We start from the raw sequence: 19232 nt of genomic DNA, 5'->3' as shown, positions 1-19232 counted from the left end.
AGCGGTCGGCGCACCCGGCTGAGCCTCAACACCGGTACGACTACGGGCACTTGGGGCCACTCCCTGCCCGCCGGCCACCCGGGCCGCGCCCGGCGGCCCGGTCCGCCCGTCCGCAACCCGGAAACGGACACATCGCCTGACCGGCCCAATGCGGGTGCGTCGGAGGGGCGCGGACCCGTGCCGGGTGTGACCGTGGTGAAAGGAATCCCCGGGTGCGCGACTGACCGCCCGGTTGCCCAGCGACGAGGAGGCGGGATGCCGGACCAGGTCGGCGTGCGCGAAGCCCTGCTCACGGACGATGCCGACGCCGCGCCCGAGCGGGCCTTCGAGCAGCTGGGCGCCGTCGCGGACGCCGTGCTGTACGAGGGCTATCTGCTCTACCCGTACCGCCGCTCCTCCCCCAAGAACCGCGTCCGCTGGCAGTTCGGGGTGCTGCTGCCGCGCGACTGGGTGGAGCGCTTCGGCCCGGTGGCGCCCGGGATCTCCGGCTCCGCGGACTCCTGGTACCAGCAGACCGAGTGCCTGCTGCGCGCCCTGAAGGACGACGCGGTCGTACGACTGCGGGTGCGCTACCTCCAGATGCAGCACAAGCAGGTGGAGGACGCGGACGGGTCTCCGGTGGAGTCCCTGCGTACGGCCGACGGCGCCACGCATCTCTCCTTCGACGAGGCGATCCCGCGCGAGACCGAGCTGGCGGTGCCGCTCGCCGAGCTGCTGGACGGCGGTCGTACGGTCGACGTCGGCGCGCCCGGCGGGGACGAGTACGAGCCGCTGCCGGTGGACGCGGGCCGGATCGTACGGCGGCACCGGGAGCTGCGGGCCGCGACGACGGTGGCCGCCGAACCGCTCGCGCCGGGCCTCTTCCGGCTGGTGGTGCGCACCGAGAACACGGGCGTTGCGGCCGACCCGGGGGCCTGCCGGAACGAGGCGCTGCGCGACGCGCTGATCGCCACGCACACGGTCCTCGGCGGCGAGGGCGTGGAGTTCGTCTCGCTGATCGATCCGCCCACGGCGCTGGCCGAGCGGGCGCGCGGCTGCCACAACGCCTTCACGTTCCCCGTCCTCGGCGGCGCGCCCCCCGAGTCCGCCGAGGGCGAGGGCGAGGGCGACGGCGAGGGTGAGATCGGCCCGGCTATGCTCTCGGCGCCGATCATCCTCCCGGATCATCCGCAGGTGGCGCCGGAGAGTCCGGGCGATCTGCACGACGCGGCGGAGATCGACGAGATCCTGACGCTGCGCACGATGCTGCTGACCGACGAGGAGAAGACGGAGGCGCGGGCCACCGATCCCCGGGCCGCGCGGATCCTGGACCGGGTCGACAGCATGCCCCGCGAGGTCTTCGAACGCCTGCACGGAGCGATCCGCTCACTGACACCGGCGGCCTCGTCGGGCCCCCGGACCTCCGGCCGCTCGACCGGGACCCGCACGTCGGCCAGGACCCGCGCTTCGGCCGAGGGCCGCTCGGCCGTCCCGCAGGCCCACCGCGAACCCTCGGTACCCGAACCGCCCGCCGCGGCAAACTCCGCGGCCCCGGAGGTCCAGCGCCGGACCCCGGCGCCGGATTCGGCCACCACGGCCCCGGCGGCGGCCCTCGCGGCCCACTGCGAGACCCCGACGCCCGAACCGACCCCGGCGCCCCCCGCGTCAGCCCCGGTGGCCCCGGACGACCCCCCGGCGTCCGAACCGACCGCCGCCGCCCAGCGTCCCGCCTGGTGGCAGGAGGGCGGGGACGAGGGGCTCTCGCCGACGACCGACACCGTGCTCGTGGGCGAGGTGCCCCTCGGGGCCGGCAGTCCGGTGCTGCTGCGGCCGCGTGCGCGGGGGGCCGACGCCCAGGACATGTTCCTGGACGGGCGGTCCGCCACCGTCGCCGGGGTCTTCCACGACGTGGACGGCAGCGTCCGGCTCGCCGTGACCGTGGACGACGATCCGGCCGCCGAACTGCACGGCTGGTACGGCCGTTTCCACTACTTCCGGCCCGACGAGGTCGAACCCCTCGCAACCACGGGCACCCCGGCCACCCCCGGCCGGGCCCACGACCGACTGCGACGGAGGCCGCAGAGATGACCACACAGAGCGGTACCACCGAGACCCGCGCCGACGCCCCCGAGGGCTTCGACGAGATCACCATCCTGTGGATCTCCGAGGGCATGAGCTGCGACGGCGACACCGTGTCGCTGACCGCCGCCGGGCAGCCGTCCATCGAGGACGTGGTGCTCGGCCTCATCCCGGGCCTGCCGAAGGTCAACCTCGTCAACAAGGTCCTCTCCCCGAGCCTGGGCGGCGAGGACTTCCTCGCCCCGTACCGCAAGGCGGCCCGCGGTGAGCTGGAGCCGTTCATCCTGGTGATCGAGGGCTCGATCCCGAACCAGAACATCATCGAGGGCGACGGCTACTGGACGTCGTTCGGCAACGACCCCGCGACCGGCGAGCCGCAGACCCTGAACTGGTGGATCGACCAACTCGCGCCCAAGGCATGGGCGGTGGTCGCGGCCGGCACCTGCGCCACATTCGGCGGCATCCACGCCATGGCCGGCAACCCGACCGGCTGCATGGGCCTCGCGGACTACCTGGGCTGGGAGTTCAAGGCGCGCTCGGGCCTTCCGGTGGTCAATGTGCCCGGCTGTCCGATCCAGCCGGAGAACTTCATGGAGACCCTGGTGTGGGTGCTCCAGCACGCCGCCGGTACCGCTCCCCCACCGCCGCTGGACCACATGCTGCGGCCGCAGTGGCTGTTCGGCAAGACCGTGCACGAGGGCTGCGACCGGGCCGCGTACTACGAGCAGGCCGACTTCGCCAAGGACTACAACTCGCCCAAGTGCCAGGTGAAGGTGGGCTGCTGGGGCCCGGTCGTCAACTGCAACGTGCCCAAGCGGGGCTGGATGTCCGGCATCGGCGGCTGCCCGAACGTCGGCGGCATCTGCATCGGCTGCACCATGCCGAGCTTCCCCGATGCCTTCATGCCGTTCATGGACGAGCCCCCCGGCGGCACGCTCTCGTCGATGGTGATCAAGCCGTACGGGGCGGTCATCCGCCGACTGCGCGGAATCACCAACGACATGGTGAACCACGAGCCCCGCTGGCGGCACAACAAGCAGAAGCTGACCAGCGGTTACGACCCGCACTGGCGCGCGTGAAGCCGTACTCCCCCGACCCGCGCACCACCCCTCCGCCCGCTCCGCCATCCGCTCCGCCCGACCCGAACAGCGAGGGACAGTACCGCAGATGACCACCACCGACGCGCGGACCTCAGGACGCAAACCAGCCCAGCTCGTGGACATGAACTGGGACCCGATCACCCGGATCATCGGCAACCTGGGCATCTACACGAAGATCGACTTCGCCAACCGTGAGGTCGTGGAGTGCCACAGCACCTCGTCGCTGTTCCGCGGCTACTCGGTGTTCATGAAGGGCAAGGACCCGCGCGACGCCGGGTTCATCACCTCACGGATCTGCGGCATCTGCGGCGACAACCACACCACCTGCTCCAACTACGCCCAGCAGATGGCCTACGGCGTCAAGCCGCCGAAGCTGGCCGAGCACATCACCAACCTGGGCGAGGCGGCGGAGTACATCTTCGACCACACGATCTTCCAGGACAACCTGGTCTTCGTGGACTTCTGCGAGGCGATGGTCAAGGCCACCAACCCCGGGGTGCTGGCCCGCGCCGAGCGCACCGACGCGCCCCGCGGGGATGTGCACGGCTACCGCACCATCGCCGAGATCATGAAGGCCTTCAACCCCTTCGAGGGCGAGGTATACAAGGAGGCGCTGAAGGTCAGCCGGATCACCCGGGAGATGTTCTGCCTGATGGAGGGGCGCCATGTGCACCCCTCCACGCTCTACCCGGGCGGTGTCGGCACGATGCCGCAGCCGAGCGTCTTCACCGACTACCTCAGCCGCCTGATGCGCGTCATCGACTTCATCAAGAAGGCGGTGGCGATGAACGACGACGTCTTCGACTTCTTCTACGAGGCGCTGCCGGGCTACGAGGAGGTCGGCAAGCGCCGTATCCTGCTGGGCTGCTGGGGCGCCTTCCAGAACCCGGACGTGGTCGACTACCGCTACGCCACCATGAACGAGTGGGGCAAGGCGATGTACGTCACCCCGGGCATCGTGGTGGACGGCAAGCTGGTCACCAACAACCTGGTCGACATCAACCTCGGGCTGCGCATCATGCTGGGCAGCTCCTTCTACGAGGACTGGGTGAACGAGGACCCCTTCGTCACCCACGACCCACTGGGCAACCCCGTCGACATGCGCCACCCCTGGAACCAGACCACGGTGCCGGTGCCGCAGAAGCGGGACTTCGAGGGCAACTACAGCTGGGTGATGAGCCCGCGCTGGTACCACCCGGACACCGGTGAGCACCTCGCCCTGGACACCGGCGGCGGCCCGCTCGCCCGGCTCTGGTCGACCGCGCTGAGCGGCCTGGTGGACACGCCGTACGTGAAGGCGACCGGGGGCGGCATCCGCATCACCCTGCCCAAGGGCGAGAAGCTGCCGGAGACCACCCTGGAGTGGCGCATCCCGAAGTGGAGCAACACCCTCGAACGCGACCGCGCCCGGCCGTACTTCATCGCCTACGCCGCCGCCATGGCCCTGCAGTTCCTGGAGGAGGCCATGGGGATGCTGCAGAGCGGCGACACCAAGGTCTTCGAGAACTTCGAGGTGCCGGACGAGGCGATCGGCTGCGGCTTCCACGAGGCGGTGCGCGGGGTCCTCTCGCACCACCTGGTGATCCGGGACAAGAAGATCGCCAACTACCATCCGTACCCGCCGACCCCGTGGAACGCCAGCCCCCGCGACATCTACGGCACGCCCGGCCCCTACGAGGACGCGGTCATGGGCCAGCCGATCTTCGAGGAGAACGGGCCCGACGACTTCAAGGGCGTCGACATCATGCGCACGGTGCGCAGCTTCGACCCCTGTCTGCCGTGCGGCGTCCACATGTACATGGGCAAGGGCAAGACCCTGAGCACCGTGCACTCGCCGACGTACGGGGCCAACCATGGCTGATCCGGGCGGACGCCTGGCGGATCCGGCGGTGGAGGCCCGGCTCGCCCGGCTCGACGAGGTGCTGGCGGGCCTTGAGCACACGCCCGGCCCGGCCCTGGAGGCGGTACGGCTGCTGACCGAGGTCTACGGCGAGGCCCTCGCCCGGGTCCTGGACGGCGCCGACGAGCGGCTGGGCGCGCGGCTGGCCGGTGACGAGCTGGTCGGCCACCTCATGGTGCTGCACGGGGTGCACCCGCAGCCCCTGGCCGAGCGGGCCGAGCGCGCGGTGGAGCGGCTGCGGCCGGCGGTGCGCGAGCGCGGCGGCGACCTGACATGGGCCGGGGTCCAGGGCGAGGTCGCACGGGTGCGGCTCGACTCCGGCTCCAAGGGCGGCTGTGGTGGTGGCTGCGGGGGCGGCTCCGCAGACCTCGCCGCCGCGGTCCGGGAGGCCGTACTGGCGGTGGCCCCGGAGCTGACCGAGGTGGAGATCGTGCCGGACGGCGAGGAGCGCAAGGCCGCCCCCGCCTTCGTACCGCTGAACACGATCAAGCGCCGAGCCGTGCCGCAGGAGGCGGGGTGAGCGTGGACGGGGCACTCGGCCGGGTCATCCGCTCCGCCGCCGACCGCGCGGCCACGGCCGACGCGGAGAGCTGCGAGCTGTGCGCGGCCCGGGTGGCGGACGAGCACCCGCATCTGTACGACACCGGGGCCGCCGAGGTGCGCTGTGTGTGCGGCCCCTGCTCGGTGCTGTTCGCGGACGGCGCGGCGGGCGAGGGCCGCTACCGGCTTGTGCCCCGGCGCCGGCTGCGGCTCCCGCCGGTCGACACCGGGGTGCTGGGCGTCCCGGTGGGGCTGGTGTTCTTCGTGCCGCGTACCGACGGGGCGGTCACCGCGCAGGGGCCGAGTCCGGCCGGGGCGATGCGCTGGGAGGTGGACGCGGACGCCTGGCGGCGACTGGCCGCCGAGGTCCCGCAGGTGGCGTCCATGACCCCGGACGTGGAGGCGCTGCTGGTGAACACCGTGCGCGGGCTCTCGGAGCACTGGATCGTGCCGGTCGACGACTGCTTCCGGATGACGGCGCTGGTCCGCCGCGAGTGGCAGGGCCTCTCCGGTGGCGGGCAGGTCTGGGCCGCCGTAGAACAGTTCTTCAGGGACCTCACCGAACGGTCGTAGTCGTACGGCCTGGAAGGAGAGCGGACATGGGCACCATCCGAGTGGGCCGCCCCGAGGCGAAGCCCGACACCCCGAGCCATGTTCCCGGGCTGCACCAGGGCAACAAGGGCCCGTACCAGGAACAGACCGGACACCACCGGGACGGCAGCTCCGACGCGCGCCGCTCCACCGGTATCCACTGGAAGCGGCATGACGCCCTGGGCGAGAGCATGCCGAACATCTCGCCCGGCTGAGAGAACGGAAAGTGACCGCCATGAGCGATTGCAGAAGCAGAAGGCGCGCGCGATCGGGGATGTCCGGACGGCAGCTGCTGCTGCTCCAGGCCGCGCTGGTCGGCGGCGTGATCACCGCCCTGGTCATCAAGGAGTTCCCCGGGATCGTCCGGGAGCTGCGGATCTTCCGGATGACCGGCGGTCCGGGCGCGAACCGGCGCTACCCCTGAGGCGGCCGTGCACGAACTGTCGATCGCGTCGGCGATCGTGGAACAGGCCGAGGAGATCGCCCGCGCGGACGGTGCGGACCGGGTGTCCGCGGTGACCGTCCGGGTCGGCGAGCTGTCCGGGGTGGTGCCCGACGCGCTGGACTTCGCCTTCGAGGTGGCCCGCGACGGTACGGCGCTCGCGGACGCCCGGCTCGTGGTGGAGCCGGTGCCCGCGCTGGCGTGGTGCGACGGGTGCGCCGAGGAGTTCGCGGTGGGCATACCGCCGTTCTTCTGGTGCCCGCACTGCGACCGCCCCTCCCAGGAGCTGCGCAGCGGACGCGAGCTGGAGATCACGGGCGTCGACACGTAGGAAGCAGGAAGTGGTCCGGCCCCCGCCGAGGACGGCGGGGGCCGGATTTTTCCGTGGCGCTTGCGGTCCCGGTCAGCAGATCCGGGGCAGTTGCTCGCCCAGCGGCAGGTCCACGACCCGGGTGCCGCCGAGGCCGGTGGCGACGACGACCATGCCCGGGTGGTCGGCCACGCACTCCCCGATCAGCGCCGCGCCGGTACCCTGCGGATGGGCGTGCATGGCGGCGAGCACCGCCTCGGCGTGCTCGGGGGGCACGAAGGCCACGAGCCGGCCCTCGTTGGCGACGTACAGCGGGTCGAGGCCCAGGAAGCCGCAGGCGTTCGCGACCTCCTCCGGGACCGGGACGGCCCCCTCGCGCAGCAGCACCCCGGTGCCGGAGGCGCGGGCGATCTCGTTCAGGGAGGCGCCGAGGCCGCCCCGGGTGGGGTCGCGCAGGACGTGCAGGTCCTTGGTGACCTCCAGCATGGCCGCGACCAGACCGGCCAGCGGGGCGGTGTCGGAGACGATCTCGACACCGAACTCCAGGCCCTCGCGCACGCTCATGACGGCCACGCCGTGCTGTCCGATCGGCCCGCTCACGATGACCGCGTCGCCGGGCCGGGCGCGCTGCGGGCGGATGTCGACGCCGTCGGGGACCAGGCCGACGCCCGCCGTGGTGACGTAGACGCCGTCGCCGTGCCCGGACTCGACCACCTTGGTGTCGCCGGTGGCCACGGTGACGTCCGCGGCCCTGGCGGCGGCGCCGATGGCGCGGGCGATCCGCCCGACCACGGCCAGTTCCACGCCCTCCTCCAGGACGAAGGCGGTGGACAGGAAGGCGGGCCGGGCGCCGCTCATCGCGAGGTCGTTGACGGTGCCGTTGACGGCGAGGTCGCCGAGGCTGCCGCCGGGGAAGAACAGGGGCCGTACGACGTAGGAGTCGGTGGAGAAGGCGAGCCGGGCGCCGCCGAGGTCGAACACGGCGGAGTCGGTGAGGGCGGCGAGCACGGGGTTGCCGTAGGCCGGGGCGAAGACCTGCTCGATCAGCTCGGCGGAGAGGGCACCGCCGCCGCCGTGGCCCATGACGACGACCGGCTGGTCGCGCAGCGGGGCGGGGCAGGTCCAGTTCGCCGGGTCGACGGCGATGTCGGGGGCGGTGTCGGGGGCGGCGCTGCCGGAGGTGGCGAGGTGTGGGGCGGCGAGGTCAGCCAACGGGGTTCATCTCCTCCCGCGGGATCCGCGATCCCTGCGGTGCCGGGGTGTTCATGCGGCGGTAGAGGTAGTAGGCGGCGCAGGCGCCCTCGCTGGAGACCATGGTGGCGCCGAGCGGGGTGCGCGGGGTGCAGGCGGTGCCGAACGCCTCGCACTCGGTCGGCTTGATCAGGCCCTGGAGGACCTCGCCTGCCCGGCACACGGCCGGTTCCTCGGTGCGGATGCCCGAGACGTCGAAGCGGTGCTCGGCGTCGTGGGCGCGGAAGGCGTCGGTCAGCCGCCAGCCGCTGGCCGGGATCTTGCCGATGCCGCGCCAGTTGCGGTCGGTGACCTCGAAGACCTCCTCCAGCATGCGCAGGGCGGCCGGGTTGCCCTGCTCGCGCACGGCCCGCGGATAGGCGTTCTCCACCCGGTGCTCGCCCCGCTCCAGCTGGTGCACGGCGCGCCGGATGCCCTCCAGGATGTCGAGGGGTTCAAAGCCGGTGACGACGAGGGGGACGCGGTGCTTCTCCGCGAGGTCGGGGTACTCGGCGGTGCCCATCACGCTGCACACATGTCCGGCGGCGAGGAAGCCCTGCACCCGGCAGCTGGGCGCGGTCATGATCGCCTCGATGGCCGGGGGGACCCGGACATGGGAGACCAGCAGGCTGAAGTTGCCAAGGCCGAGGCGGCGGGCCTGGTGGACGGCCATGGCGTTGGCGGGGGCGGTGGTCTCGAAGCCGATGGCGAAGAACACCACCTCGCGGTCGGGGTTCTTGCGGGCGAGGTCGAGCGCGTCCAGCGGGGAGTACACCACGCGTACATCGCCGCCCTCGCCCTTGACCCGGAACAGGTCCCGGTCGGTGCCGGGCACCCGCAGCATGTCCCCGAAGGAGCAGAAGATCACCTCGGGGCGGGCGGCGATGGCCAGGGCCTTGTCGATGACGTCCAGCGGGGTGACGCACACCGGGCAGCCGGGGCCGTGGATCAACTCGACCTCCTCGGGCAGGAGTTGGTCGATGCCGTGCCGGATGATGGAGTGGGTCTGGCCGCCGCAGACCTCCATCAGGGCCCAGGGGCGGGTGACCGTGGCGCGGATCTCGTCCAGCAGCCGGCGGGCGCGCTCGGGGTCGTTGAACTCCTCGATGTACTTCACCGGACCTCACTCTCGTTCTCCTGGCGGGCCGCCTGTTCCCACGCGTCGCCGAACTCCTCTTCCAGCAGCCCGAGTTGGTCGAACAGCTCCAGGGAGGCGCGGGCCGACTCCTCGTCGAGGCGCTGGAGCGCGAAGCCGACGTGCACGATCACGTACTCGCCGACCCGCACATCGGGCAGATACTCCAGGCAGGCCTGCTTACGGACGCCGCCGAAGTCGATCAGGCCGGTGAGGGGGTCGGCCTGGTGGTCGATGGACACGACCTTGCCGGGCACTGCCAGACACATGGCTCACTCCGTCTCGTGATGGGGTGCGGTGGCCGCGACCATCAGCTGGCCGAGCGCCAACCCGCCGTCGTTCGGGGGGACTTCGCCGTGCCGCAGGACCGTGAAGCCGTCCGCGCGCAGCAGGGCCGTGCACTTCTCCTCCAGCAGGGCGTTGGCGAACACCCCGCCGGTGAGGGCGACCGTGTCGAGGCCGGTCGCGCCGCGGGCCCGGCGGCAGATCTCGGTGACGGCGCGGGCCACGCCCCGGTGGAAGCGGGCCGCGAGGACCGGGGCCGGGGTGCGGCGGCGCCGGTCGGCGAGCAGCGCCCGCAGCATCGGCGCGGGGTCGCAGGCGAGGGTGGCGCCGCCGGTGAGCCCGAAGGGGTACGCCACCGCGTCCGCGTCCCGTGCTTCGAGGGCCGCGGCCTCCAGCTCAAGGGCGGCCTGTGCCTCGTATCCGGCGCGGTGGCAGACTCCGGCGAGGGAGGCCACGGCGTCGAAGAGGCGGCCCATGCTGGAGGTGGGGACGCAGGCCACCTGGCGGTCCAACTGCCGCTGCAAGAGGGTGAGTTCGGACGGGGAGCAGGCGGTGACGCTGGGCAGTTCCGCCGCCCAGGGCAGGCCCGCGGCCCACAGCCGGGCCAGGGCCAGCCGGCAGGGGTTGGCCACGCCCGCGTCACCGCCGGGCAGCGGGGCGGGGGTCAGATGGGCGAAGCGGCGGTAGCCGGTGTAGTCGGCGAGCAGGATCTCGCCGCCCCACACGGTGCCGTCGTCGCCGTATCCGGTGCCGTCGAAGGCGACGCCGATGACCGGGGTGGTGCCGTCGAGGCCGTGTTCGGCCATGGCGGAGGCGATATGGGCGTGGTGGTGCTGGACCAGTCGCAGCGGGAGCCGGGCGCCCGCGCGTCTGCGGGCCCAGCCGGTGGAGTGGTACCCGGGGTGCCGGTCGGCGGCGATCAGCCCGGGGGTGACCTTGGTCAGCCGGCTCAGCTGCCGTTCGGCCCGCCGGGCGGCGTCCAGTGTGGCGAGGTCGCCCATGTCGCCGATGTGCGGCCCGAACCAGGCGAGTTCGCCCTCACCGAGGCAGGGCACGTTCTTCAGGTCGCCGCCGATGGCGAGCGCGGGCCGCACCGGGACCGGCAGCCGCAGCGGGCGCGGGACATAGCCGCGCGAGCGGCGCAGCACCTGTTCGGTGCCGTCGGGGCGGATCCGCAGCAGGGAGTCGTCGCAGGGCGCGGCGATGGGCCGGTCATGGGCGAGCCAGGCGTCGGCGAGTCCCGCGAGCCGGTTCAGCGCCTCGGTGTCGTCGGTGACGATGGGTTCGCCGGAGCGGTTGCCGCTGGTCATGACCAGTGCCCGGGGTCCGGGTGGGTCGCCGGGCAGCCCGAACAGCAGGGTGTGCACGGGGGTGTAGGGCAGCATGATCCCGAGGTGCGGGCTGCCCGGGCAGACCTGGTCGGCCAGCTCCCCCGCGGGGGTGCGGCGGCGGACCAGCACGATGGGGCGACGGGGTCCGCTCAGCGCGGCGCGCTCGGCGGGGGTGAGCACCGCGAGGCGCTCGGCGACCGCGAGATCGGCGCACATCACGGCGAACGCCTTGCCGCCGCGCTCCTTGCGGCCGCGCAGCGTGGCGACGGCCGCCGGGTCGGTGGCGTCGCAGGCCAGGTGGTAGCCGCCGAGCCCCTTGACGGCGACGATCCGTCCGGTGGCGAGCAGTTCCCGGGCCGCCGCGAGCGCGTCCGCGTCCCGTGCCGGGCGGACGCCGGGGCCCGTCAGGGTGAGCCGGGGCCCGCAGTCGGGGCAGGCGACGGGCTGGGCGTGGAAGCGCCGGTCGGCGGGATCGCCGTACTCCCGGGCGCAGTCGGGGCACATCGGGAAGCCTGCCATGGTGGTCGCCACCCGGTCGTAGGGCATGCCGGTGGCGATGGTGAAGCGGGGGCCGCAGTGGGTGCAGGTGACGAACGGGTGCCGGTGTCTGCGGTCTTCCGGGTCGGCGAGTTCGCGCAGGCAGTCGGCGCAGGTCGCGGTGTCGGGCGGGAGCTGGGTGCGGCCGCTCGCCCGTTCGGTGGAGCGGATCGCGAAGGGTCCGGCGGCGCCGGTGGCGGGCAGCTCCTCGTGGGCGACCCGGGTCACCGTGGCCAGCGGCGGGGGCCGGTGGGCCAGCAGTTCGCAGAACCGGGCCACCTCCGCCGCCGGGCCCTCGACCTCGATCAGCACGCCGTCACCGGTGTTCCCGACGAACCCGGCCAGGCCCGTCTCGGCCGCCAGGCGGTGCACATACGGCCGAAAGCCCACCCCCTGCACGGTGCCGTGCACGGTGAGCCGCCGACGGACCGGGCCGGTCCCGGTCGCGGGAGCGGTCATGCGACGGGCGCGGACTCGGTGTGGTGGTGTCCGTGCTGGTGGTGGTGTCCGTGCTCGTGGTGGTGTCCGTGCGGATGCGGGGCGAGCGGCGGCCGGTGCGCGGGGGCGCCGTCGCGGGCGGCGAGAGCGCGGTCGAGTACGGTGCCGACGCCGTCGCCGGTGCGGGCGCAGGACCGTACGATCTCCACCCCCGGGTTGACCCGCTGGACGTTCGCGCGGAACGTGCTCTCGTCGAATCCCGCGGCCTCGGCGAGGTCGGTCTTGGTGATGACGACGACATGGGCGGAGCCGAACGCGGTCGGGTACTTCAGCGGCTTGTCCTCGCCCTCGGTGACCGCCATCAGTACGATCCGCAGGTTCTCGCCGAGGTCGTAGGAGGCCGGGCAGACCAGGTTGCCGACGTTCTCCACGAAGAGCACCGAGGTGTCCTCGGGCAGCCAGCCCGCGAGCCGTTCGCGCACCTGGCGGGCCTCCAGGTGGCAGAGCCCGTCGGTGAGGACCTGCTGGACGGGGGCGCCGGAGCGGGCGAGCCGGGTGGCGTCGTTCTCGGTGGCGAGGTCGGCGGTGAGCGCGGCCACGGGCACGCCCCGCGCCACCGCGTCGGCGAGCATCCGGCCGAGGAGTTCGGTCTTGCCGCTTCCCGGGCTGGACAGCAGGTTGACGACGGCCACCCCCCGCTCCGCCAGTTCCTCGCGCAGGTGCGCGGCGAGGTCGTCGTTCTTCGCCAGGACGGCCTGTCGGACGTCGGACCGGCACATGGGCGCTGCTCCTCGGGTTCGGCGGCTGGGCCCCGGGCCGCGTCCCGCGCGGCCCGGGTGTCATCGATCTTGGGCCGTCGCGGACGTGGGGGCGGGCAGCGCAGCCGGGTGCGGCGGGCCGTTTTCCATCGAGCGGCCCAATGCGGTCGCCGGTGCGGCCGGGTCGGCCAGCAACAGCGGCACGAACGCGTGCAGCGCGGTGACGGCGGGTTCGACGGCGGCGCGCACGGCCGCGCTGAGCCCGGGCAGGATGTCCTCGTCCCCGGCGGGCAGCACCTCCGGTTCGCAGGCCAGCACCAGCACCCGGGGCAGCGGCTCCTCGCCCAGGTGGGTGGCCAGGGCCAGCACCTTCGCCGGATCCATGCCGTGGGCCTCCGGCGGCACGGTGCCGTCGGGGGGTTCGGCCTCGATCAGGGACAGCGTCCCGGGCCGCTGCCCGCGCCGGGCGGCGTCCACGAGTACGGCGGTGGCGCAGCCGCCGAGCAGGTCGTAGGCGAGGTCGAGGCCGCGGATGCCGTAGTCGCGCACCCGCACCTCCGTGGGCAGCGGGCGCTGTTCGAGGGCGCGGATCACCTCGGGTCCGAAGGCGTCGTCGGCGAGGAAGATGTTGCCGACACCGGCGACCAGGAGGGGGGCGGTCATCGGGAGGCTCCGGCTTCGGCGGGGCCGGTGCGACGGGTGAGCGGCTGCCGCGGGTCGGGCGGTGCGGCCAGGGGGCGGGTCGAGCCGCTCGGGGTCTTGCGGACGAAGGCCGCGCGATGGGCGTGGTACGGGGCGTGCGGGTCGAAGAACAGGGCGTGCATCCGAGTCAGTTCGGCCCGCCGGTACGCGGCCAGGGGCCGGTGCCGTTCGTCGGCGGCGCGGGCGGACGCCTTCGCGGCGATACGGCGGTCCAGGTCGGGGGCGGCGGCGAGGACGGCCGCGAGCCGCTGAACCGCCGCGGCGAACTCCCCCGGCGCGGCCGGTACGAGCCGGTCCACCAGGCCGATCCGTTCGGCGTGCGCCGCGCTCACCGGCAGCGCCTCCTCGGCCAGCCGGCGGGCCTCGTCCTCGCCGACGCGGCGGGGCAGGGTGTACGTCCAGAACTCGGAGCCGTACAGGCCCATGCGCCGGTAGTGCGGGTTGAGGACGGTGCCGGTGCGGCTCCAGACCTGGTCGGCGGCGAGGGCGAGCATCGCGCCGCCCGCGGCCGCGTTGCCGGCGAGGGCCGCCACCACGAGCCGGTCGGTGGTGCGCAGCACCGCCTCCACCAGGTCGTCCATCGCATTGAGGTTGACCCAGGACTCCTGACCCGGATCGGCGGCCGCCTCGATGACGTTGAGATGGATGCCGTTGGAGAAGAAGTCACGTGGGCCGCCGAGCACCAGGACCCGGGTGGGGCGGGTGAGCGCGTGCTCGTAGGCGGCGAGCAGCCGGCGGCACTGGTCGGTGCTCATCGCGCCGCCGGGGAAGGAGAAGCTCAGCAGGCCGACGTCGCCGTGCTGCCGGTAGCGGATGTCGGTGTAGGTGCACCGGTCCTGGGGCAGCTCCAACGGGGCCGGGATCTCCGGGAGTTCAAGGCCGGGATCAAGTGCGGCGAGGACCGCGGCGGCGGGGCGGCGGAAGGGTGCCGGGTCGCCGGAGTTCTTGCGCGGGCGCAGTTCCGGGATCCAGACCGCGCCGTCCCGGGTGGCCCGGCAGACCGCTCCCGCGCGGCGGGCCAGCAGTTCGCCGGGCCGGCCGCGCAGCTCGTCCTCGGGGTGCCCGCCGTGCAGGAACAGCTCCCGGCCGAGAAGTTCGTCGAGGACACCGGGCCGGGAGTCGGCGCCGCGCAGTTTGCGCAGCACCGTGGCGGTGTCGTCGTGCGCCCAGTCGACGCGGCGCCGCTCCTGGCGGAAGGGGTCCCGCCGGACGACGTCGATCGCGGGGTCGCTCTGCGGGCGGGGCTTGTACGCGCCCTCCGCGTACCGGCGTACGGCCGTGAGCACGGCGGTGACGGCGGCGTCGGCGACCTCGTTGCGGTACAGGTCGCTCTTGCCGACCGGCGCCACTCGGAACGGCTCGGCCGCCCAGAGGGGTCCCGCGTCCATCCCGGCCTCCGCCTGGAGCACGGTGACGCCCCACCGCGGGGCCCGGTCGGCGACGGCCCAGTCCAGCGCGGCGGGCCCCCGGTCGCCGGGCGGTCCCGGATGCACGATCAAGCAGGTGTGCTCCCGCCACACGTCCTCCGGCAGGGCGGTCGTGAGCATCGGGGCGATCACGAGATCCGGGGCCCGCTCCCGTAGGGCGGCCCGCACCGGCTCCGCGCCCTGCGCTGCCAGGACGACGTCCACGCGGTGCCCCCGGTCGGACAGTTCGGCGTACACACGCTGGCAGAGGCTGTTGAACGCGCTGGCCACGAGCAGGATGTCCATGACGCGGCATGCTCACCCCTGCGGCGCGCCCCGCGAAGGACCGCCACGGGGATTCACCCCCGCCGCGCGGCGCTCTTGCGCCATCCGGACCGCGCGGCCGGGATCCGGACGGCGCCCGCCGGATCGGCGAGGCGGTGGACCGGGCCTCACTCCTCGTCGGACGCCGGGATCAGCTCTATGTCGAGCACGCCCTCGTCCTGGAACAGTTCCGAGGTCAGCCGGGCCGGGTCCTGGGTGCCCTCCAGTTCGAGGAGGACGCGGGCGGCGTCGTCCGTGCGGCCGGGCAGCCGTTCGAGTTTGACCTGGATGATGCGGAAGCCGAGCCGGGTGCAGGTCTCCATCAGGCGGGGCAGCAGGGCGGAGCCGGTGCGATAGGTCAGCCGGGCCTCGAAGGCGGCGGCGGTCGTGCCGGGGACCAGCCGGCCGGAGAAGTACGAGTAGCCGCGCACCACCAGGAAGTGCAGCGCCGTCACCGCCAGCGCGAGCACGGGCAGCCCGCCGCCGCAGGCCATGCCGACGGCGCAGGTCAGCCAGACGGTGGCGGCGGTCGTCAGGCCCCGTACCGCGTCCCGTCGTACGAAGATCAGACCACCGCCGATGAAGCCGATGCCGGAGACGATCTGGGCGGCGACGCGGGAGGGGTCGAAGGAGACGTGCTCCAGGCCGAGCACCGCGGTGAACCCGTGCTGGGAGACCTCCATCATCAGCGCGCTGGCGATGCCGACCAGGGTGTGGGTGCGCAGGCCCGCGCTCTTCTGCTGGGCCGCGCGCTCCCAGCCGATCAGGGTCGACAGCACCAGCGCGAGTCCCAGCTCGGCCAGCTGTCTGGGTCCCTGGCCGTTGTGTATGTCCCACAACGGTGCCGCCAGCCACACTCCCGCCATGCACACCTCGCCTCTCATCGCGCCGATTCGTCCTGCCGCTGGCGTCTACCCCCGAGGTGGTCTCCTGACGCTACCGGCCCGGCTCGTGCGGCGCCCGTCGGCCATCCGCCGACCGGGAGAGGGGTACTCGGCCGGGGCAGTCGCGCGCCGACGAGGCTTCGTGCGGCGTGGGGAACGCGGGGAACGTAAGGAAGGGGACGGACGCATGCGGCACGACGAGATGATCGGAAAGGTGCAGGCACTCGCCCAGCTGCCCGACCGGGGCACCGCCGAGCGGGCCGCGCACGCGGTCGTGACGACGCTGTCGGAACGGCTGCCGTCCGGGCTGGCCCGGCATGTGGCCGCCCAGCTGCCACCGGACATGGCCGACGCGATGCGGCGGGCGGCGGACGCGGGGGCGATGGCCGGCCCCCGGGAATCGGGTGCGCAGGAAGCACGGGCACCGGGTTCGGGCGCCCGTGCCGCGGACGGCTCGGGCACGGCGGGCGAGCGGTTCGGGCTGACCGTGTTCGCCGGGCGCATCGCCGACCGGGCGGGCACCGACGAGGACACCGCGCTGCGGGACGCCGCCGCCGTACTGGAGGTCCTGGACGCCGCGCTGGCACCGGAACTGACCGAGCGGATGGCGGGCGCGCTGCCGGCGGACATCAGGGAGCTGCTGCCGGTGGAGCGGGCGAGCGAGGCGGACCGCTGAGCCGGGGGAGGGACACGGGCAGCCGCGGCGGTCAGCGACGCTCGGGCCTCACCCGGCGGCGTCTGCGCACGCGGGCGGTACGGGGCTTCGAGGGGCGGGTCACCCATCGGTCCTCGACCTGATCGAGACCGAAGAGCAGAAGGCTGAGAACGGGGAGCAGCAGAACCGCGACGGTGATCACTGGAGGCACACCTCCTGGCCGACGACACCCCGCGAGTGCCCCGACGCGAACCCGCCCACCGGGGAGAGTTGTGAAGGCCCCGTGACCGCCGTCCGCACCAGGGCCGCGTGGCCCACGTCCACTGTCACATCACTCGGCGCCCGCCACATCTCCTGGCGGGCGCGCGGACATCGGGGCCCGGCGGGCGGTCACGTTCGTGTGCGGGGTGTGACCCGGGCGCGGGCGCTGGGCGGGCCGGGTGGGTGGGGCTGTGCTTACGGTGCTTCCAGGAGCGTGGGACGGGAGCGACGGTGGGCGATGCGCGGCGGCGGGCGGCCGGGCCGGGGGGCGGCGGGCGCCGGGCGGGGCTCGGCAGCCGGCCCGCGTACTCCGTGCGGCTCGCGGCCTCCCCGCGGCCCGAGCCGTCGGAGCCGGTGACCGAACGCACCGTGCCCTGGCTGCGCGTCGCCGCGGCCTACGCCTGGCGGCTCATCCTCGTCGGCATCGTCGTCTACGGCGTGTTCATCGTCCTCGGCAGCTTCCAGCTGATCGCCGTCGCCCTGTTCCTGGCGCTGGTCATCACCTCGGTGCTGCGCCCGCTCGCCGACCTGCTGGACCGGTTCCTGCCCAGGCCGCTGGCCGTCGCCGCGGCGCTGGTCGGCAGCCTGCTGGTGCTCCTCACGCTGCTCGCGCTGGTGGGCAACGCGGTGGCGGGCGAGTCGCCCCGGCTCGCGGGCGAGTTCCGCGGCGGTGTGCACCGGATCGAGGAGTGGCTCCAGCGGCCGCCGTTCCGGCTCAGCCCCGGCCGGCTCTCCGCGCTCGAACGCCAATTCACCAACTACCTCGCAGCACACCGCTCCAACCTGCTCAGCAGCGCCGTCAGCGGCCTCGGCCGGGTGGTGGAGCTGGTGACCGGCGGGGCGCTGGCGCTGTTCGCCTCGGTGTTCTTCATCCACTCCGGGGAGCGGCTGTGGGCCTGGGCGCGCGAGCAACTGCTGCCGGCCGGGGCGCGTACGGCCTGGGACCGGGCGGGGCGGGCGGCCTGGCGGACCTTCGCCGGGTACACGCGCGGCATCATCATCGTGGCCGCCACCAACGCCGTCCTGGTCGGCGTGGCGCTGCTGTTGCTGCGGGTGCCGCTGGCGCTGCCGCTGACCCTGCTGGAGTTCTTCGCCGCGTTCGTGCCGCTGATCGGCTCGCCGGTGGCGCTCGCGGTCGCCACGGTGGTCGCGCTGGCCGGTCGGGGGCCGCTCACCGCCCTGGCCGTGCTGGCGCTGATCGTGGTGATCGGCCAGCTGGAGGGGCATGTGCTGCACCCCGTGGTGATGAGCTGGGCGGTCCGGCTGCATCCGCTGGTCGTCGCCGTGTCGGTGATCGCGGGCAGCATCGTGGCGGGGGTGATCGGCGCGATCGTCGCGGTGCCGCTGATCTCGGTGGTGTGGGCGGTGCTGCGGGCGCTGCGGGCCGTACCGCCCTGAGCGGCCGCTACGTCACCCGAACATGGGATCACCTGTTCCCTCGAACAGGTGGACGTCGTTCATCAGACCGCTCCGGCTACTCCGACCGGGTGATACTTACGTTGTGCGAGTGACGGGCTGCAGACCGTGTTCGAGCACAGGTCCCATCAGAGATACACCGCAAGGAGCAGCACGACCATGAACATCCTCACGAACGTCCTCGCCGGCCTCGTCCACCTCGTCGGGTGGCTGGTCTGACGCCGGGGGGCGAGTGAAGCAGAGCGGCGCCGCCTCCTCGTCCCAAGGAGGCGGCGCCGCCGTCGTGTCGCCCGGATCGGCCGGGCGGGACATTCAGCGCAGCGCCGCGGCCACCAGTCCGGCGATCTCCGCCTCCCGGACGCCGCCGCCGTTCACCAGCCGGTCGAAGACGAGCCCGTCCACGCAGAGCAGCAGCCAGATTGTCCGCTCCTCCGCGTCCGCCACGCCCTGGGCCGCGAGGAAGTCGCACACCGAGCGCCGCGCCAGGTTCTCGCGCGGCACGAGGATCTCGCGCAGCGCGGGGTCATGGACGCTCTCCACGGCGCAGGCATAGCGCGCGAGCGTACGACGCCGACCCTCCCCGGTGAGCCGCGCCCGGATCAACTCGCCGATTCCGGCGGCCAGTTCGGCGGAGGACCGGGGCACCGGCAGCAGCTCCCCCATCCGCTCCAGTTCCGCCTGGTCGAGGGCCACCAGACGGCGCACCAGCGCGGTCAGCAGCGCCTGGCGGGTGCGGTAGTAGGCGGAGGTGGTGCCGGCGGGCAGCTCCGCCGCGCGGTCGACGGCGCGATGCGTCAGCCCCCGGATGCCGGTGTCGGCGAGCACGGCGATGGCCGTGTCGGCGAGGAGAGTACGTCGATCTGTGGACACCCCCTCTTTCTACACCCCGCCTTCTACATCCGTAGAACCACGCTGTACGGTCTTCTACA

The 19232-nt window shown here is 73.4% G+C and carries 19 protein-coding genes; 10 read left to right on the top strand and 9 right to left on the bottom strand.

Annotated features, from left to right (window positions below; all coding sequences use genetic code 11):
* Positions 1-255: 255 nt before the first annotated feature.
* The 8 genes from AB0N90_RS02965 (at position 256) to hypA (ending at position 6962) form a co-directional block, all read left to right on the top strand.
* The gene (locus AB0N90_RS02965) at positions 256-2067 is read left to right on the top strand and encodes a hypothetical protein (RefSeq protein ID WP_365192519.1); all 1812 of its coding nucleotides are present in this window, start codon (positions 256-258) and stop codon (positions 2065-2067) included.
* The gene (locus AB0N90_RS02960) at positions 2064-3137 is read left to right on the top strand and encodes a hydrogenase expression protein HypE (RefSeq protein ID WP_365192517.1); all 1074 of its coding nucleotides are present in this window, start codon (positions 2064-2066) and stop codon (positions 3135-3137) included. The genes AB0N90_RS02965 and AB0N90_RS02960 overlap by 4 nt, the downstream gene beginning before the upstream one ends.
* An 88-nt stretch (positions 3138-3225) precedes the next feature.
* Positions 3226-5019, top strand: a complete 1794-nt coding sequence (locus tag AB0N90_RS02955; protein ID WP_365192515.1) for a nickel-dependent hydrogenase large subunit — start codon at positions 3226-3228, stop codon at positions 5017-5019.
* On the top strand, positions 5012-5578 hold the full coding sequence (locus AB0N90_RS02950; protein ID WP_365192513.1) for a NifU family protein: 567 nt from the start codon (positions 5012-5014) through the stop codon (positions 5576-5578). Before AB0N90_RS02955 ends, AB0N90_RS02950 begins: the two co-directional genes overlap by 8 nt.
* A complete protein-coding gene (locus AB0N90_RS02945; protein WP_365192511.1) occupies positions 5575-6171 on the top strand; it encodes a DUF5947 family protein in 597 nt (198 codons plus the stop codon). The genes AB0N90_RS02950 and AB0N90_RS02945 overlap by 4 nt, the downstream gene beginning before the upstream one ends.
* A 26-nt stretch (positions 6172-6197) precedes the next feature.
* Positions 6198-6404, top strand: coding sequence for a hypothetical protein (locus tag AB0N90_RS02940; protein ID WP_037653844.1), 207 nt, complete (start codon positions 6198-6200; stop codon positions 6402-6404).
* Between the two features lie 59 nt (positions 6405-6463).
* On the top strand, positions 6464-6613 hold the full coding sequence (locus tag AB0N90_RS02935; protein WP_361679844.1) for a hypothetical protein: 150 nt from the start codon (positions 6464-6466) through the stop codon (positions 6611-6613).
* A 7-nt stretch (positions 6614-6620) separates the two neighbouring features.
* The gene (gene hypA / locus AB0N90_RS02930; RefSeq protein ID WP_085563341.1) at positions 6621-6962 is read left to right on the top strand and encodes a hydrogenase maturation nickel metallochaperone HypA; all 342 of its coding nucleotides are present in this window, start codon (positions 6621-6623) and stop codon (positions 6960-6962) included.
* Between the two features lie 72 nt (positions 6963-7034).
* Here hypA and hypE read toward each other — a convergent pair whose 3' ends face one another.
* The 8 genes from hypE to AB0N90_RS02890 form a co-directional block, all read right to left on the bottom strand.
* Positions 7035-8024: a hydrogenase expression/formation protein HypE gene (hypE, locus tag AB0N90_RS02925; RefSeq protein WP_361679913.1), complete on the bottom strand. Its 990-nt coding sequence runs from the start codon at positions 8022-8024 to the stop codon at positions 7035-7037.
* 121 nt (positions 8025-8145) lie between these two features.
* Positions 8146-9288, bottom strand: a complete 1143-nt coding sequence (gene hypD, locus AB0N90_RS02920) for a hydrogenase formation protein HypD (RefSeq protein WP_365192508.1) — start codon at positions 9286-9288, stop codon at positions 8146-8148.
* Entirely contained in the window at positions 9285-9575 is a 291-nt protein-coding gene (locus AB0N90_RS02915) for a HypC/HybG/HupF family hydrogenase formation chaperone (protein ID WP_361679851.1), read from the bottom strand. The genes hypD and AB0N90_RS02915 overlap by 4 nt, the downstream gene beginning before the upstream one ends.
* 3 nt (positions 9576-9578) lie before the next feature.
* A complete protein-coding gene (hypF, locus tag AB0N90_RS02910) occupies positions 9579-11918 on the bottom strand; it encodes a carbamoyltransferase HypF (RefSeq protein WP_365192506.1) in 2340 nt (779 codons plus the stop codon).
* Complete coding sequence (gene hypB, locus AB0N90_RS02905) at positions 11915-12676, bottom strand: hydrogenase nickel incorporation protein HypB (protein WP_365192504.1); 762 nt, start codon at positions 12674-12676, stop codon at positions 11915-11917. Before hypB ends, hypF begins: the two co-directional genes overlap by 4 nt.
* A gap of 60 nt (positions 12677-12736) precedes the next feature.
* Positions 12737-13318, bottom strand: coding sequence for a hydrogenase maturation protease (locus AB0N90_RS02900; RefSeq protein WP_365192502.1), 582 nt, complete (start codon positions 13316-13318; stop codon positions 12737-12739).
* Positions 13315-15069, bottom strand: coding sequence for a hydrogenase maturation protein (locus AB0N90_RS02895; RefSeq protein ID WP_365192500.1), 1755 nt, complete (start codon positions 15067-15069; stop codon positions 13315-13317). The genes AB0N90_RS02900 and AB0N90_RS02895 overlap by 4 nt, the downstream gene beginning before the upstream one ends.
* Positions 15070-15215: 146 nt before the next feature.
* The gene (locus AB0N90_RS02890; protein ID WP_365192498.1) at positions 15216-15953 is read right to left on the bottom strand and encodes an MgtC/SapB family protein; all 738 of its coding nucleotides are present in this window, start codon (positions 15951-15953) and stop codon (positions 15216-15218) included.
* A 205-nt stretch (positions 15954-16158) separates the two neighbouring features.
* Between AB0N90_RS02890 and AB0N90_RS02885 the strand changes: the two genes are divergently transcribed.
* Both AB0N90_RS02885 and AB0N90_RS02880 read left to right on the top strand, forming a co-directional pair.
* On the top strand, positions 16159-16647 hold the full coding sequence (locus AB0N90_RS02885; protein ID WP_361679868.1) for a DUF2267 domain-containing protein: 489 nt from the start codon (positions 16159-16161) through the stop codon (positions 16645-16647).
* A gap of 471 nt (positions 16648-17118) precedes the next feature.
* A complete protein-coding gene (locus AB0N90_RS02880) occupies positions 17119-18285 on the top strand; it encodes an AI-2E family transporter (protein WP_361679871.1) in 1167 nt (388 codons plus the stop codon).
* A 330-nt stretch (positions 18286-18615) separates the two neighbouring features.
* On the opposite strand, the gene AB0N90_RS02875 is transcribed toward AB0N90_RS02880, so the two are convergent.
* Complete coding sequence (locus tag AB0N90_RS02875) at positions 18616-19173, bottom strand: TetR family transcriptional regulator (RefSeq protein WP_365192495.1); 558 nt, start codon at positions 19171-19173, stop codon at positions 18616-18618.
* Between the last annotated feature and the right edge of the window lie 59 nt (positions 19174-19232).

The sequence above is a fragment of the Streptomyces sp. NPDC093018 genome, from assembly GCF_040684035.1.
Lineage (GTDB): Bacteria > Actinomycetota > Actinomycetes > Streptomycetales > Streptomycetaceae > Streptomyces > Streptomyces murinus.
This window is presented reverse-complemented; position numbering and strand designations above follow the sequence as displayed.